A 15,508-nucleotide genomic window follows, 5' to 3' on the forward strand; every position below is an offset into this window, starting at 1 on the left:
CGGATATTTTATAGTTAATAATATTTGTGGGTGCTCAGGTGGGCAAAGAATCGAAAAATAAAAGCGTTTAATAATTTACCATACGTATGATTTGTGACTACCACTTGCACTCAAGTGGGTGTATAAATGCATATAAAATTATGGGGTTATAGGAGCTGCGATGTCTGTTCGCAATATGAAATCAGTCTTTATGCCTGAAGATGATAAATATTTAGATGCAAATGAGTATTTAGACCATTGTGACGACGATGATTTTTTTAAATTCCGTCGACGAATAGAAGAGTCTCGGAAGAGTAACCCTATAGCTTTATGTGATGTCTGCTACCAGCCAGTAGTATTGAGGGGAACAACTGATCGGACAAAGTATTTTGCTCACCCCAAAAACTCTGAAGATTGCCCAATAAAAGTTACATCTCAATTTACTGTTGATGAACTATTGGCGATGCAATTTAATGGAAAAAAAGAGAGTCGAGCTCATCGAGAACATAAAAACCTTATCGCGGGAATAATACGAAAAGACACTTTTTTTGAAGATGAGGTTGCCATTGAGCCCACATATAGAGAAAAGCATAGTTTTGGAGTAGCTAAGCGGTGGCGTCGACCTGATATTAGCGCAGTGTACAAAGCTGGCAATCAAAATGTCGTCTTCGAGCTTCAAATCTCGACCACGTTTTTAGATGTGATTATTAAGCGTGAAGACTTCTATAGAGAAAATGACACTTATATAGTGTGGGTTTTTCTTGATTTTGACCCTGAAAAATTCACCTCTTTAGATATTAGCTATGCGAATCGAGCTAATGCATTTGAATTTGACGACGTAGCTAAAGAGAAGTCTCTTCAAGAGGGGAGGCTTTTTTTAACCTGTCATTATCGAGTACCACACCAGAATGATGATTTGACAATATGGTATAAGTGGGACTCCATCTTAGCTGATTTCTCAGAGCTTAATTTTGACCATTTAAGTAAAAAAATATATGCAGTGGATACCGAAGCTATACTCGCCAATGTAAAACAAAATATAACTGACGAAAAAAAGAATCGGGCCGAGCTGGCAAGATTGAAAAAAATCCAAGATGAAGAAGTTCAAGAGAAGATCCGTCTCATCATTGAAGATGAAAGAGAAAGGCAAAGAAAAGAACAAGAGCTAAGACTTTCGCGTCTTCGCGATACAAACAGAACATCTAACACTTCAGCTTTTGATAAACAATCAACTCGAAATACGTATGCTAATAGAAGAAGTTCCTCTATTAGCAGTAGTTTCGCCTCAGCATCAGGTGTAAGTAAATCATTTGGAGATACGCGTCTATGCTCTAACTGCGGAGTTAGAGAGACCCCAAGAAAAATTGGAAGTGCGCTTTTCTGCAAAAATTGTACATATGCGTTTGACCAATGATCATAAACTAACTGTCATTTAGAGATGACAGTTTTCCTCGACCTCATGTCTAGTGCATTATTGTCATTTCATATAATTTCGTTACAATGTTCGGCTACTCACAAATGAGGCATCTGTATTTGCTTTTATGTGGGTATCTTTATTATGCATATATCTCCGATCAACATACTTGTTGGTTGAAAAACATATATTAAACATTTTCATGTGTTGCTTGGTGTGCAACACCACTGTAAAGGACAAATAATGCCAATTATTACTCTTCCTGACGGTAGTCAGCGTCAATTTGACAACCCTGTATCAACTCTAGATGTTGCCCTATCAATCGGTCCTGGTCTTGCGAAAGCAACCATTGCTGGTCGTGTAGACGGCGAGCGTGTTGATGCTTGTGATCTTATCGAAAACGATGCAAGCCTAGAAATCATCACAGCTAAAGATGAAGTTGATGGCCTTGAGATCGTTCGTCACTCTTGTGCTCACCTTTTAGGTCACGCGATTAAGCAGCTTTTTCCAGAAGCGAAAATGGCGATCGGTCCTACCATCGATAACGGTTTCTACTACGATATCGACCTTGAGCACTCTCTAACGCAAGAAGATCTAGAAAAGATTGAAAAGCGTATGAAAGAGCTAGCGAAGACCAAGTATCAGGTTGTTAAGAAGAAAGTTAGCTGGCAGGAAGCGCGTGACGCATTCGAAGCTCGCGGCGAGACTTACAAAATCGAAATCTTGGATGAGAACGTTTCTAAAGACGATCGTCCAGGCCTGTACCATCATGAAGAATACATCGATATGTGTCGTGGTCCACACGTTCCACATATGGGCTTCTGCCAACACTTCACACTACTTAACGTAGCGGGTGCTTACTGGCGTGGTAACAGTGACAACAAGATGCTTCAACGTATCTACGGCACTGCATTCCACGACAAGAAAGCACTTAAGGCTCACCTAGTGCGCCTAGAAGAAGCGGCTAAGCGTGATCACCGTAAAATCGGTAAGCACTTAGATCTATTCCACATGCAGCAAGAAGCTCCAGGTATGGTGTTCTGGCACCACAACGGCTGGACTATCTTCCGTGAGCTAGAAGTATTTATCCGTCAGAAACTGACTGAGTACGATTACCAAGAAGTAAAAGGCCCATTAATGATGGACCGTGTTCTTTGGGAACGCTCTGGTCACTGGGATAAGTACGCTGAAGCGATGTTTACGACTTCTTCAGAGAACCGTGAATACGCGATTAAGCCAATGAACTGTCCTGGTCACGTTCAAATCTTTAACCAAGGTTTGAAATCTTACCGTGATCTACCGCTACGTATGGCTGAGTTTGGCTCATGTCACCGTAACGAGCCGTCTGGCGCACTTCACGGCATTATGCGTGTTCGTGGCTTCACTCAAGATGATGCTCACGTATTCTGTACTGAAGACCAAGTTCAGCAAGAAGTTAAAGCTTGTATTGAAATGGTTTACGATACTTACACAACTTTCGGCTTCGATAGCATTGTTGTTAAGCTATCTACTCGTCCAGAACAACGCGTAGGTTCAGACGAAATGTGGGACCGTGCAGAGGCTGACCTTAAGCAAGCGCTAGAGGCAATGGACATTGCATACGAGATTCAAGAAGGCGAGGGTGCGTTCTACGGACCTAAGATTGAATTTACTTTGCATGATTGTTTGGACCGCGCATGGCAATGTGGTACAGTGCAGCTCGATTTTGCATTACCAGAACGTTTAGGTGCAACTTACGTAGGTGAAGATAACGAGCGTCACACGCCAGTTATGATCCACCGCGCGATTTTAGGTTCACTAGAACGCTTCATCGGTATTCTTATTGAAGAATACGCTGGCTTCTTCCCAACGTGGTTGGCGCCAGAACAAGCAATTGTTATGGGCATTACAGACAAACAGTCTGAATATGTACAAGAAATTGCGAAAAAACTGCAAAAAAGTGGATTTAGAGTCAAAGCAGACTTGAGAAATGAGAAGATTGGCTTTAAAATCCGCGAACATACTTTGAAACGTGTACCGTTCATGCTTGTGTGTGGTGACCAAGAAATGGAAGCCGGCGAAATTGCAGTACGTACACGTAAAGGTAAGGACCTTGGCAAATTTAAAGTGGATGACTTTATTTCATACATCCAAGCTGAGGTTTCAAGCCGTAAGCTCAATCTGGAGGAATAGCTATTAAAGGCGGAAGACGTGGCCAACAACCGGCCAAACAAAACCAGCACCGTTTAAACGGTGACATTCGTGGCGTTCGTGAAGTGCGTCTAACTGGCGCAGACGGCGAAGCTGTTGGTGTAGTAACAATCGCGGAAGCGATGGAAGCTGCAAATGAAGCTGGTATGGATCTCGTAGAGATCAGCCCTAACGCCGAGCCGCCAGTTTGTCGTGTGATGGACTACGGTAAGTTCCTCTTCGAGAAGAGCAAAGCTGCGAAAGAGCAGAAGAAAAAGCAAAAGCAGGTTCAGATCAAGGAAATTAAATTCCGACCTGGAACTGATATTGGAGACTATCAGGTAAAACTACGCAACCTGACTGGTTTCCTTGAAGACGGCAACAAAGTGAAGGTAACAATTCGCTTCCGTGGCCGCGAAATGGCTCACCAAGAAATCGGTGTTGACGTTCTTAATCGTTTGAAAATCGATACTGAAGAATTTGCAGTTGTCGAATCTTTCCCAACGAGAATTGAAGGTCGCCAGATGATCATGGTGTTGGCCCCTAAAAAGAAGTAATTAACGGCTTTACAAGTAATTAAACCTTGCAGCCCTAGGCTGTAGGGTTTTATTCGCCCTAATTACTATGTTATTAACAACTCAACAATGCGGAGTTATTCATCATGCCTAAGATGAAAACCAACAAAGGTGCTGCTAAGCGTTTCCAGAAAACTGCTGGTGGTATTAAGTTTAAGCACGCTGGTAAACGTCACATCCTGACTAAGCGTACTACTAAGAACAAGCGTCAGCTTCGTCCGAACTCAATCCTTCCAAAATGTGAAGTGGCTGCAGTTCTACGTATGATGCCATACGCTTAATTCTTTTTAGTTTATAAATTCGTTTAGTTTAGGAGAAGCATAATGCCTCGCGTAAAACGTGGTGTACAAGCTCGTGCACGTCATAAGAAAGTTCTAAAACAAGCTAAAGGTTACTACGGAGCACGTTCACGTGTTTATCGTGTAGCTTTCCAAGCAGTTACCAAAGCTGGTCAATACGCTTACCGTGACCGTCGCAACAAGAAACGTCAATTCCGTCAACTTTGGATTGCACGTATCAACGCGGCATCTCGTCAAAATGGTCTATCTTACAGCCGTTTCATCAATGGCCTTAAGAAAGCATCTATCGAGATCGACCGTAAGATTCTTGCTGACATCGCAGTATTCGACAAAGCAGCATTTGCTGTTCTAGTTGAAAAAGCGAAAGCATCTCTATAATTTAGAGTTTGCTTAAAGGTTTAAGAAAAGGAGAACTTCGGTTCTCCTTTTTTATTGCCTGCTATTTGGCTCTTGATAGAGATTCCCTAATCCTTCCTTCGTCAGTCTATGGAATGACGAGATCAACGGCTCGCATTAGCGGTCGGCCTTTCTATATTTCATTCGCTTCGCTTTCCTTTCTGTTATATAACTTAGCCTCAATATTACCTTTAACTAATACTAGGTTTTTTATGAGCGCACCGACTACTATGACGTTCTTCGAGCGTTTTGAAACTGATATCCTTTCTGGCAAAAAGACCATTACTATTCGCGATGAATCTGAACGCGACTACCAACCAGGTAGCGTTGTGGAAGTATCAACACTAGAGCAGGGACGTGTGTTTTGTAATCTTAAAATCATCAGCGTTGAACCAATCTTGTTTGATGACTTAGGTGAGTTTCATGCTCAGCAAGAGAACATGACGCTGCAAGTACTCAAAGACGTGATTCAAGATATCTATCCGGGTATCTCTCAGCTGTATGTGGTTTCTTACGAGCTTGTATAGCCGGCTTTTAATTGAATTTGTTGATTAATACAGTGTATAACGCTGAGAAATAGGATGGGGAGGTCGCAGTGAGTGAATTACAGAACGGAACAGGTCAGCAAATTTTGCTTCAACTTTATTGTCGTGAGCAAACTGATCAGCCGCTAGTTTCTCTAACTGATCTCGACATTGCTCTTTATGAAAGCGAAGGCTTTCTCGCGTGGTGTGATACAAAGCGTGCCTTAGTTGTTAGCGACATCGAAAACCGAGTATGGGTCAAGAGTTGCCCCGGCGGCTACATCACGGAAGTACACTTCAATGCTGACGGTTCTCTAACTGAATACCGTTTGTTCGACCGATTTGAAACAACAGGGCAGTGGCAGTTAGCAGACGGTTTGTTACACGTCGAGATTCTGAAGGGTGACAACCGCTACCAGTTTGCTGTTGTGGCTCGTGCTGACCTTAATATTCACTCTGCGGTGGAATATAAAAATGGTGAGCTGCATTCGTATCTGAAATTGGTGCAAGCTGAACGTTAATCCTTTTTAGTAGACCTTGTTTGCCCATTAAAATGAGTGATGTTCCAAAAATAACAAAGCCAACAGTGATGTTGGCTTTGTTGTTTTCAATTCGACCGAGTATTTCTAATCAACGCGCTATTAAGTTAAGCCATTAAACCATTAAACCATTAAGCCATTAAGCCATTAAGCCATTAAGCTTCGAAGTTCGCCAATCGAGTATAAAGCTCGCTGTCTTGATCTTGCTTTGCACAAACCGTCAGTAGGTCTTCAATAAAGTACTTCAATGCACGCGCTTCAATTCGGCGAATGCCTTGTTGCTGCTCTTCAGTCAGGTAACCGTAGATAGTCGCCGCTCCGAAGTCACCAAAGATCATCTGACCTTGTTCGTTAACTAAAGTGTTGTGTGCGTATAGATCACCATGACAAACTTTGTTGGCATGCAGGTGTTCAAACACATCAATCATCTGAGCTGTAATACTGTTGATCTGAGCAATTGAAAGCTCAAAGCCTTCATTGAACGTATCGCGAGTACAGCTTTCAAGAGTAGGAGGTAAGCCTAGGTTGTAATAGCTGCTTGGGATAAGTTCCATCACCAATGCGAGATAGTCTTGTTCATCTACTTGAGCTATCGACTTCACTAGGTTGTTATGTTGGCCTGCTTGAAGACACGCTTCAAGTTCATCGTGTGGGTAGCCGTCACTGGTCACTTCGCCTTTGAATACTTTAACGGCCACTTCTTGTGGGAAATCAAAGTCACGGTTTAACCAGTTAGCATGTGAAATTACGCCAGATGCACCTTGTCCAAGTACTTGATTGAGTGAGTAGCATTGCGAACTCGCGGCTGGCACGCTATCTAAGCTGCTTGGGTGTTTGCAAAACGGGTTACCCGCAAATGCCAACCAAGCCAGTTTTGGTAGCTTGATTAAGAACTCAGGGAACTCAGTCAGTTGGTTTGCAGACAGACGAACTAGCTCAAGGTTTGATAGGTTTTCCATGCTTTCTGGTAAAACGCGAATCTTGTTACCCGCTAATGCGAGTTTTTGTAGGCGTGGTCTTTCACCTAAAGAGTGAGGGAGAACCTCGATCGCATTGTCTGTCAGGATCAACCAACGTAATTGAGCAGGTAAAGATTGCTCGCTAACGGTTTTAATGTGGTTAGATTTGAAGCCAACCATTTCGAGATTAGGAAGTGACCCCAGAACATCAGGCAGGTGCGTAAACAGGTTATTCGACGCGAAGATAATACGCAGGTTAGTTAGCTGTGATAACTCGACTGGTAGGTCTGACAGTTGATTACCTGAAAGGTCTAGGATCTCAAGAGAATCTGCAAGCTCTATGATTTCTAGAGGAAACTCGGTGAGACTTTCCGATAGTTTTAGACGCTTAATACCTTTAAGTTGCCCTGATTTAAGTTGTTCTAGAGTATGCAAACCTTAGCCTTATGAATAGATGTTCGAGGCGCGTAGTTTACTTGTCTCAATCAAGAAAGGCGAGCACCGGAACGATGCTCGCTCAACTAAGCTAAGTGAACGAATTTACGAAGGTTAAAGTCGTATATGATTTTGGCTGACGCCGACCTCCTCAACAAAGTCGCTGTCATGACTCACCAAGATAAATGCGCCTTGGTATTCACGCAGAGCCGAAGCCAATATTTGCTTTGAGTCTATGTCCAAGTGATTGTCTGGCTCATCAAGCAAAAGAAGTGGGGCATCCTGTTTATGACTGACGATCAACATCGCCAACTTCATTTTCTCGCCACCACTGAGGTGAGCGACTTTGCGATATACAGACTCTCGCCTGAATCCAATTCCCGCTAGCAGGGTTCGCGCGTCGCTCTCTGTTAATCCAAAGCTATGCGTTGTTAAACTATCGAACATCGTATCGTTGTTGTCTAACAGACCAAAGTGTTGATCCAAATAGACGGTCGCCTCCAAGCGCTTAATCGAGCCTTTATAATTGGCGTGTTGACTGTGAATCGCTTTTAACAGTGTCGATTTTCCGCACCCGTTAGCCCCGGTTAGATAGCATCGTTCCCCTTGTGATAGAGAGAAGCTAATAGGAGCACCAGAACCAAAACTCAGGCGACACTCTTCAACGGTTAATAGTGAGTGATTTTTAGAACTATTCGCTTGTTGTAGGTACAACGCTTGCGGCTTCAGTTGCTCTTGCTGTTCTTTAAGAGATTGAAGCTTATGTTGGTTTTGAGCCTTTAAGTTCTTGTGGCTTGTTGCCGATGCGCCTTGGGTTCGCCCTGCTTTATCTTTCATGGCATCCAATAATATCTTGGGTTGGCTACCTGATTTTCGGAGTCGGTTACCTTGAGCCTCACGTTGTTGAGCTTTTTCCTTGTTAATCTGAGCTTGGCGCTCGAGTCGTTTTTTTTCCGATTGATGATGTGTTATCTGCTTGTCCAGTGCTTCACTTTGACTCGACATTTGCGTGAAGTAATCATCGTAGTTTCCTTTGTAGAAACGTAATCCCAAACTGTTGAGATGATAGATCCCTTCCATGTGTCTCAATAAGCTTCGATCGTGACTGACGACAAGCACTTTTCCTTCAAACAACTGGCACTGTTCTAGTAACCAATTACGCCCGTCGCTATCCAAATGGTTTGTCGGTTCGTCGAGAATCAGTACGTCGTAGTTTGATACGAATAAGCGATGAAGCTGCAATAGGGATAGCTGCCCGCCGCTCAATGTATGGCACGGTGTGGTTAACCCACTGGTTATTTTCAATGCGGCTAAAAGTTGCTTTGTGTTCGCTTGTAAATCCCAATCCTCGCCAACGATATTGAAGTGCTGAAGTTCGCAGCTGCCTTGTTCTATGGCATGTAATGCGTCTAACTTTTCGGTGATCCCCAAGAAGTCAGCAATGCTGGTTGTGCTATCCAATAGCTTTGAAGGCAACTGGGAGTAAAAGCCGATCGAGCCTTGTCTGGAAACACTGCCTGATGTGGGTTGTGTTTGCCCGACCAGTAACGAAAGCAGTAGTGACTTTCCAGCCCCATTTCTTCCGACCAAGCCTGTCAGGCGACAGCTCAAACTAAAGGTGATGTCTTTGAATAACCACTCACCAGTATCGAGCTGGAATGAGAGATTGTTGGCTAATATAGTAGGCATAAAAATACCTCCCTTTACGTGTAAACGAGTAAAAGGGGTGAGGCGCTTTTCTACATAAAATCCATGTCGGACTCTAACAGCAGATCGCCAAAGACGTTACTTAGGTAGCGTACCAATCAAAGATAGGAAATAGAGTGCTGATCTGATTTCTGTTTTTAAGGTACTGATCTTAAAGATGTAGCTTGTCAAAAAACGGATCTTTAAGAGCTTGATTTGTCGCGAAAATAGATGACGAAGTAACGCCCACTAACCCCGAGTGTCCAAATGATTTTTATAAAAATAAATCGGATGTCAGGATGTTAGTACTTCATTATGGCGTTATTCTCTTTTGAAATGATGGTGGGATGGTACTGAAAGAACGTACTCTGAGTCAATATGCTAAAGTGATTAAATTGTGTTCAAATGATTAAAGCGCCAGTGAGGCGCTCTAGAACGTTCTTTGGAAACCAGACTTTTCGACGGTAGTTACAGTTTCTGCCCACCGACGGCACGCCAGCACATGTCAAAGCTATCGCTGATGTACTTGGCTGACTGCTCTGGTGGTAACTCATTCTGCTCAGTCAACCAGTTTGCACAAATCAAAAAGTGGCTGTGGATGAAGTGCCTAACAAGGTTGATGTCTAACACCATCAGCTCACCAGTTTCCTGTCCTTTCAAAATGACCTCGTCTAACGATGCGAACATCTTTGAGACGATGACTTCTCGAGTTTGAGTCGTTGGGTCGAAATGAACATTGGTGAAAAACTTCATCGCAACTGGATTTTCTAGCGCCCATTCAAGCCCTGTGATCCACATGAACTTAAAGGCTTGGTAGCGATCTTGTTCAGCGATTTCTGTGTGCTGGTCAAGGGTAGAAAATAGCTCTATTTTCAGTTCACGAAACAGTTCATCAATCAGTAGAGATTTGTTCTCGAAGTGGTGAAACAGTGTCGCTTTTGCGACGCCTGCTGTTTTCGCTATTTGTCCTGTAGATGTGCCCTCTAGCCCTTGTTGAGAGAAGAGCAGAAGCGCAGCATCTAGGATTTTTTGTCTTTTAGTGATCATCGATTGAGTACTTTGAACATCAGTTTTTTGATTGGGTTGTTGTAAGGAGGATGCATTAACTTGGTGAAGTTGATTTTTCCTCTACTTAGAACGGTTTTGGCATGACTAAAGGTCTTGAAGCCTTCGATGCCGTGGTAGTGACCCATGCCTGAAGGGCCGATGCCACCGAACGGCGCGTCTTCTGCTGCCACATGTACTAAAGAGTCGTTAATGCAAACGCCACCGGAATGTGTGTTCGACAAGAACTGGTCTTGGGTTTCTTTAGTATGGCTCATCAGGTACAAAGCAAGTGGACGTTCTCTTGCTGTGATGTAGCTGATCGCTTCTTCAATAGAATCATAAGGCACGATAGGCAGAATAGGGCCAAACAACTCTTCTTGCATCGCGACCATGTCGTCATTCACTTCGGTGAGAAGGTGTGGTGTCATTCTGTGGTTCACATCATCTTGTGCTTGTTCTGTCACCGTGTGAACAACCGCGCCTTTCGCTTGCGCGTCTTCAATCACACCTTTCAAGCGATTGTATTGGCGCATATTGATGACAGAAGTTAAGTCCTTACTCTCAATACCTGCTTTATACAGTTTCTTGAAATAACGTTTATAGGCAGTGATGAACTCGTCCGTTTTATCTCGCGGCAATAATATGTAATCGGGTGCCACGCAAATCTGGCCAGCGTTTAAGCTTTTTGCAAACAGGATGCGTTCAACGGCGTCAGCCACATCAAAGTCAGGGGCAATGATGGTTGGAGATTTGCCGCCTAACTCCAAAGTTACTGGCGTTAAGTTGTCGGCTGCTGCTCTCATTACGTGCTTACCCACAACAGTCGAGCCAGTAAATAGAATATGGTCAAACGGGAGCTGACTAAATTTAGCAGAAACATCTGCTTCGCCTTCGATAATCGCAACCTGATCTTCGTTAAATCCTTCAGCCAACATGGCTTTTAAAACTCGGTTGGTCGCTGGAGTGAACTCAGACATCTTGAGCATTGCAGTATTACCTGCCGCCAGCGCCGTGATGAGGGGCCCTAAAGAGAGCATCACCGGGAAGTTCCAAGGAACAATGATACCGACAACACCAACTGGTTGATAATGAACGGTGATCTTCGCGGGTGTCAGCATTAAGCCTGCTTTTCTGCGAGATGGCTTCAACCATTTCTTAAGGTTCTTCAGGCTGTAATTGATCTGGTGAAGAGAAGGGGTGATATCAGCAATCAAGCTGTCATGTTTTGCACGATGGCCATAATCTTCAGACACCGCCTCAATCAATTGCCCTTGGTAGCGCATTAGCAACGCTTTTAATTCCGAGAGGTTTTTTCTTCTCTGCTCAAGCGTTGGATTAACATTACTGCGGTAGTGATTTTTTTGTCGGTTGAATATTTTATCCATGTCGTTGATGTTCGACGTGGTTGGTTCAAGGTCTAGATTATGGCTCATAGTATCCCCTAAATTCGAAAGCTGACCGATTGGTTGGTCAGTTGAAATTACAAGAATATCCATGTGAATACAAGATATGTGCAATAAAAGTTCAATAATTGAGCGGTTTCGACATTGAAGTGAGTGAGTTTTAGTTGGAAGAACGAAGTGTTTATAGGTATCGAATCACGGGATACAAGTTGTGTTTGTGATAGCGAGGGTTCAGATTGGGAAGTGCTCTTATTCGTCACTACTCTGACTTAACCTCACCCAATGACTAAGGGTTTTATGCTTCCAATGTATTTTATTCAGCTGATTTTTTATTAGAAAGTGCTTTGTGTTTAATGCGCTGTAGCTTGTTTCTTACCCTAAAACCTTGTAATACCTTACCTGCCACTTTAAGTCGGATCGTCGATAAAAAAACGCAATCGTCACCACAAATATCAATGGTTGGACTCGCTCTTCATAATATCGGTTAATGCAGCCAACAAATCGTTTTCGAGCGTTTTTTGTTGGGTTATACCTCGCTATTCCCAAGAGGTATCTTCTGTTGATGGCCCTATAGTGTGAGGTCTCTAGAATTGGAAAATTCGGTTAATTTGGAACGCATCCGTGCTGAGTATAATGTAAAGCACTGGAGCCAAGGTTTTTATGGAATTGATGATAACGGCGAGGTGTATGTTTCACCGAGCGAAACTGATCATCAAGTTCCACTTAGTCAGATCGTAAAACAGTTAGAGCAGCGAAATATTGGTTTGCCTGCTCTTGTGCGTTTTCCTCAAATAGTGCATCAACGTGTGCACAATATCTGTAACGCATTTAACCAAGCGATCGACGAATATCAGTATGACAACCGTTACCTGCTTGTTTACCCGATTAAAGTTAACCAACAGAAAGAAGTGGTTGACGAGATCTTAGCGAGCCAAGCTCAATTAGAGCAAAAGCAGCTAGGCCTAGAGGCGGGCAGCAAGCCTGAACTATTAGCGGTATTGGCACTGGCTCAAAAAGCAAGCTCAGTGATCGTGTGTAACGGTTACAAAGACAGAGAATACATCCGTCTTGCGCTGATTGGCGAGAAGCTAGGGCACAAAGTATTTATCGTTCTAGAGAAGTTATCAGAGCTTGATCTTGTTCTTTCTGAAGCGAAAGCGCTTGGCGTGAAACCTCGTTTAGGTTTGCGTATTCGTCTTGCTTCTCAAGGCGCAGGTAAATGGCAAGCAAGTGGTGGGGAGAAGTCGAAGTTTGGTTTGTCTGCATCACAAGTGCTGACCGTTATTGAACGTTTAAAAGCAGAAGACCAACTCGATGTTTTAGAATTAGTGCATTTCCATCTTGGCTCACAAATGGCCAATATTCGTGATGTGCGAAATGGTGTGAGCGAAGCGGCTCGTTTCTACTGTGAACTGCGCGATATCGGTGCTCAATTGAAGTACTTAGATGTTGGTGGTGGTTTGGCGGTCGATTATGACGGTACACGCAGCCAGTCTTCAAACTCAATGAACTACGGTTTGCTGGAATACGCTCGCAATATTGTGATGACAGTAGGGGATATCTGTAAGCTCTACAATCAGCCACAACCTGTGATCATTTCTGAATCTGGTCGCTCACTGACTGCGCACCATGCAGTGCTTGTGACTAACGTGATTGGTACTGAAAGCTACTCGCCAGAAGACATGGCAGCGCCAGAAACAGACGCCCCAATGTTGCTAAACAACATGTGGAAGAACTTCTTAGAGCTAGATGCGGGTAATGATGACCGAGCGTTGATCGAGATCTACAACGACACGCAAAGTGATATCGCAGAAGCACATAACCAATTTGCCACAGGCATGCTGAATCTTCAGCACCGTGCTTGGGCTGAGCAGATGTCTTTGCGTATTAACTATGAACTTAGTTCTCGAATGAGCACTAAGAACCGTTATCACCGTCCAATTTTGGACGAGTTGAGCGAGCGTTTAGCCGACAAGTTCTTCGTGAACTTCTCGCTGTTCCAATCGTTGCCAGATGCTTGGGGTATCGATCAGGTATTCCCTGTATTGCCTCTAAGTGGTTTGGATAATGCGGATGAGCGACGCGCTGTAGTACTGGATATCACCTGTGATTCTGACGGTACGATTGATCAGTACGTTGACGGTCAAGGTATTGAAACAACGCTGCCAGTTCCTGCGTGGAACCCAGATGAACCATACCTGATGGGCTTTTTCTTAGTCGGCGCATACCAAGAGATCTTGGGTGATATGCATAACCTATTTGGTGATACCCACAGTGTCGTGGTGAATGTTGATGAAAGTGGCCAAGCGAATATCGACTACATCAATGAAGGCGATACGGTTGAAGACATGATGCGTTATGTTCATATCGATACGGATCTGATCCGTCAGAACTACAAAGAATTGGTCACGGCGAAAGTACCAGCTCAAGAGCAGCAAAGCGTACTTGAAGAGTTAGAACAAGGCTTGATGGGTTATACTTATCTTGAGGATTTTTAATGGACGATTTATTTACCAAACCCGATTACTCGCTGTACTCCAATGCGATGACGTTTATGCGTCGTCCGTTGGTACAAAACCCAATTGATAACGACGCTGATGTGGTTGTGTTGGGTGCGCCGTTAGATATGGCGACGTCGGGTCGTCCGGGCGCTCGTATGGGACCGGATGCGATTCGTCGTGCGTCAGTAAACTTGGCGTGGGAAGGCAAAAAATTCCCTTGGGACTTCAATGTATTTGAACATACCTCGGTGATTGATGCTGGCGATCTTGTGTTTGATTGCGGTGATGCTGAAGATTTAACTCAGCGTTTAGAAGCGGCTGCAAATGCGATTCTAAACAGTGGAAAAACACTGTTAGGTTTAGGTGGCGATCACTTCATTACATTGCCTTTGCTAAGAGCATACGGCAAGAAGTACGGTGAAATGGCTCTGATTCACTTCGACGCGCACACTGACACGTACAGTCAGGGCAGTCGTTACGATCATGGAACTATGTTCTACCATGCGCCAAATGAAGGTTTAATTTCGCCTGAACATTCAGTGCAAATTGGTATTCGTACAGAGTACAAGCAGGAAGGCCACGGCTTTAATGTTATTAATGCGATGCAAGCGAATGACATGAGCGTTGACGAGATTATTGCTCAAGTGAAAGGTATTGTTGGTGATAAGCCTGTGTATCTGACATTTGATATCGATTGTCTGGATCCTGCTTTTGCTCCGGGTACTGGCACACCAGTGTGTGGTGGTTTGAATTCAGATAAAGTGCTCAAAATCATCCGCGGCTTACAAGGTATCAACATGGTTGGTATGGATGTGGTAGAAGTGTCTCCAGCCTATGACCAAAGTGAAATTACCGCTCTAGCTGGTGCAACTATCGCACTTGAGCTACTCTATGTTTGGACAGCAAATCGCTTAACCAAATAAAATAGTTAGCGAGCCATATTGAACGTGACAATCTCGTTTTACGGATAAATACGATATTGCGGTACATGATCTTCTAAAAGCCGCCCGAGTTAAACTCGGGCGGCTTTTTTGTATCTATTTTTTGTCCTAAAACGTATTCCTTTTGATATGTGTATATCCAATGATAAGTCATGACTACTGTTCCTCCATAGCACTTTAATATGTTGATGGGTATATATGAAACTGGCAAAATATACGCTTAATAAATGGTTTTTCATCCGCTTTGTGCTGAACATTGTCTCAAGTTTGGGACTACTCTCTGCTTTATTGCTATCACATCGTTTGCCTCAAGCAATGTCTTATATTCGCTCATGATTTATCTACTTTATTCCTGTATATCTTTATAAGATTAAAGAGACGCAATATCGATGTGAGTTTATTTGCATATAAATCAATACACTACTAACGTTTAATTTGTGTTTTAGAAATCCATAGAGAATAAGTGAATTTGTGAAAAGGAGCCTCTTAGCACAGACATGGCATTTTTTATCAGGAAGACTAGGCTTAACAGTAAGTAAACTATAAAAAAACAGGCTAAATACTTATCTCTTTTTAATTCGACGAGGCACAACAATAGATTGGCCGTTGATGAGCGTTAAGTATGAATTTGATTAAAGCCT

13 protein-coding genes are annotated in these 15,508 nt (G+C 43.3%); 9 read left to right on the forward strand and 4 right to left on the reverse strand.

What is annotated here, in order from left to right; translation table 11 throughout:
• Positions 1-160 precede the first annotated feature (160 nt).
• The 7 genes from K08M4_RS06100 (at position 161) to K08M4_RS06130 (ending at position 5,877) form a co-directional block, all read left to right on the forward strand.
• Positions 161-1,393: a DUF6035 family protein gene (locus K08M4_RS06100; protein WP_086049208.1), complete on the forward strand. Its 1,233-nt coding sequence runs from the start codon at positions 161-163 to the stop codon at positions 1,391-1,393.
• Positions 1,394-1,636: 243 nt separating this feature from the next.
• The gene (thrS, locus tag K08M4_RS06105; RefSeq protein WP_086049209.1) at positions 1,637-3,565 is read left to right on the forward strand and encodes a threonine--tRNA ligase; all 1,929 of its coding nucleotides are present in this window, start codon (positions 1,637-1,639) and stop codon (positions 3,563-3,565) included.
• Positions 3,566-3,567: 2 nt separating this feature from the next.
• Positions 3,568-4,119: a translation initiation factor IF-3 gene (gene infC / locus K08M4_RS06110; protein WP_076646145.1), complete on the forward strand. Its 552-nt coding sequence runs from the start codon at positions 3,568-3,570 to the stop codon at positions 4,117-4,119.
• 104 nt (positions 4,120-4,223) lie between these two features.
• Complete coding sequence (gene rpmI / locus K08M4_RS06115) at positions 4,224-4,418, forward strand: 50S ribosomal protein L35 (protein WP_004733518.1); 195 nt, start codon at positions 4,224-4,226, stop codon at positions 4,416-4,418.
• 42 nt (positions 4,419-4,460) lie between these two features.
• Positions 4,461-4,814: a 50S ribosomal protein L20 gene (gene rplT / locus K08M4_RS06120; protein ID WP_004733517.1), complete on the forward strand. Its 354-nt coding sequence runs from the start codon at positions 4,461-4,463 to the stop codon at positions 4,812-4,814.
• A gap of 230 nt (positions 4,815-5,044) precedes the next feature.
• The gene (gene yqfB, locus K08M4_RS06125; RefSeq protein ID WP_086049210.1) at positions 5,045-5,359 is read left to right on the forward strand and encodes a N(4)-acetylcytidine aminohydrolase; all 315 of its coding nucleotides are present in this window, start codon (positions 5,045-5,047) and stop codon (positions 5,357-5,359) included.
• Positions 5,360-5,427: 68 nt separating this feature from the next.
• Positions 5,428-5,877 carry a hypothetical protein gene (locus K08M4_RS06130; RefSeq protein ID WP_086049211.1) on the forward strand — a complete coding sequence of 150 codons (450 nt, stop codon included), beginning with the start codon at positions 5,428-5,430 and terminating at the stop codon, positions 5,875-5,877.
• Positions 5,878-6,050: 173 nt separating this feature from the next.
• On the opposite strand, the gene K08M4_RS06135 is transcribed toward K08M4_RS06130, so the two are convergent.
• From K08M4_RS06135 to K08M4_RS06155, 4 genes are all read right to left on the reverse strand, one after another.
• On the reverse strand, positions 6,051-7,289 hold the full coding sequence (locus K08M4_RS06135; RefSeq protein WP_086049212.1) for a leucine-rich repeat-containing protein kinase family protein: 1,239 nt from the start codon (positions 7,287-7,289) through the stop codon (positions 6,051-6,053).
• Between the two features lie 114 nt (positions 7,290-7,403).
• A complete protein-coding gene (locus K08M4_RS06140) occupies positions 7,404-8,978 on the reverse strand; it encodes an ABC-F family ATP-binding cassette domain-containing protein (RefSeq protein WP_086049213.1) in 1,575 nt (524 codons plus the stop codon).
• Positions 8,979-9,443: 465 nt separating this feature from the next.
• Complete coding sequence (locus K08M4_RS06150; protein ID WP_086049214.1) at positions 9,444-10,022, reverse strand: TetR/AcrR family transcriptional regulator; 579 nt, start codon at positions 10,020-10,022, stop codon at positions 9,444-9,446.
• The gene (locus K08M4_RS06155) at positions 10,019-11,455 is read right to left on the reverse strand and encodes a coniferyl aldehyde dehydrogenase (protein WP_086050392.1); all 1,437 of its coding nucleotides are present in this window, start codon (positions 11,453-11,455) and stop codon (positions 10,019-10,021) included. The genes K08M4_RS06150 and K08M4_RS06155 overlap by 4 nt, the downstream gene beginning before the upstream one ends.
• A 560-nt stretch (positions 11,456-12,015) precedes the next feature.
• On the opposite strand from K08M4_RS06155, the gene speA reads away from it, so the two are divergent.
• Both speA and speB read left to right on the forward strand, forming a co-directional pair.
• Positions 12,016-13,923, forward strand: coding sequence for an arginine decarboxylase (gene speA / locus K08M4_RS06160; protein WP_086050393.1), 1,908 nt, complete (start codon positions 12,016-12,018; stop codon positions 13,921-13,923).
• Positions 13,923-14,849, forward strand: coding sequence for an agmatinase (gene speB / locus K08M4_RS06165; protein ID WP_086049215.1), 927 nt, complete (start codon positions 13,923-13,925; stop codon positions 14,847-14,849). The genes speA and speB overlap by 1 nt, the downstream gene beginning before the upstream one ends.
• Positions 14,850-15,508 lie beyond the last annotated feature (659 nt).

Source organism: Vibrio syngnathi, assembly GCF_002119525.1.
In the GTDB taxonomy this organism is placed as follows: Bacteria; Pseudomonadota; Gammaproteobacteria; order Enterobacterales; family Vibrionaceae; genus Vibrio; species Vibrio syngnathi.

Coding starts and splice junctions, on each gene's coding strand:
- K08M4_RS06100 (WP_086049208.1), top strand. CDS start 161: ATGTCTGTTCGCAATATGAAATCAGTCTTTATGCCTGAAGATGATAAA.
- thrS (WP_086049209.1), top strand. CDS start 1,637: ATGCCAATTATTACTCTTCCTGACGGTAGTCAGCGTCAATTTGACAAC.
- rpmI (WP_004733518.1), top strand. CDS start 4,224: ATGCCTAAGATGAAAACCAACAAAGGTGCTGCTAAGCGTTTCCAGAAA.
- rplT (WP_004733517.1), top strand. CDS start 4,461: ATGCCTCGCGTAAAACGTGGTGTACAAGCTCGTGCACGTCATAAGAAA.
- yqfB (WP_086049210.1), top strand. CDS start 5,045: ATGAGCGCACCGACTACTATGACGTTCTTCGAGCGTTTTGAAACTGAT.
- K08M4_RS06140 (WP_086049213.1), bottom strand. CDS start 8,978: ATGCCTACTATATTAGCCAACAATCTCTCATTCCAGCTCGATACTGGT.
- K08M4_RS06150 (WP_086049214.1), bottom strand. CDS start 10,022: ATGATCACTAAAAGACAAAAAATCCTAGATGCTGCGCTTCTGCTCTTC.
- K08M4_RS06155 (WP_086050392.1), bottom strand. CDS start 11,455: ATGAGCCATAATCTAGACCTTGAACCAACCACGTCGAACATCAACGAC.
- speB (WP_086049215.1), top strand. CDS start 13,923: ATGGACGATTTATTTACCAAACCCGATTACTCGCTGTACTCCAATGCG.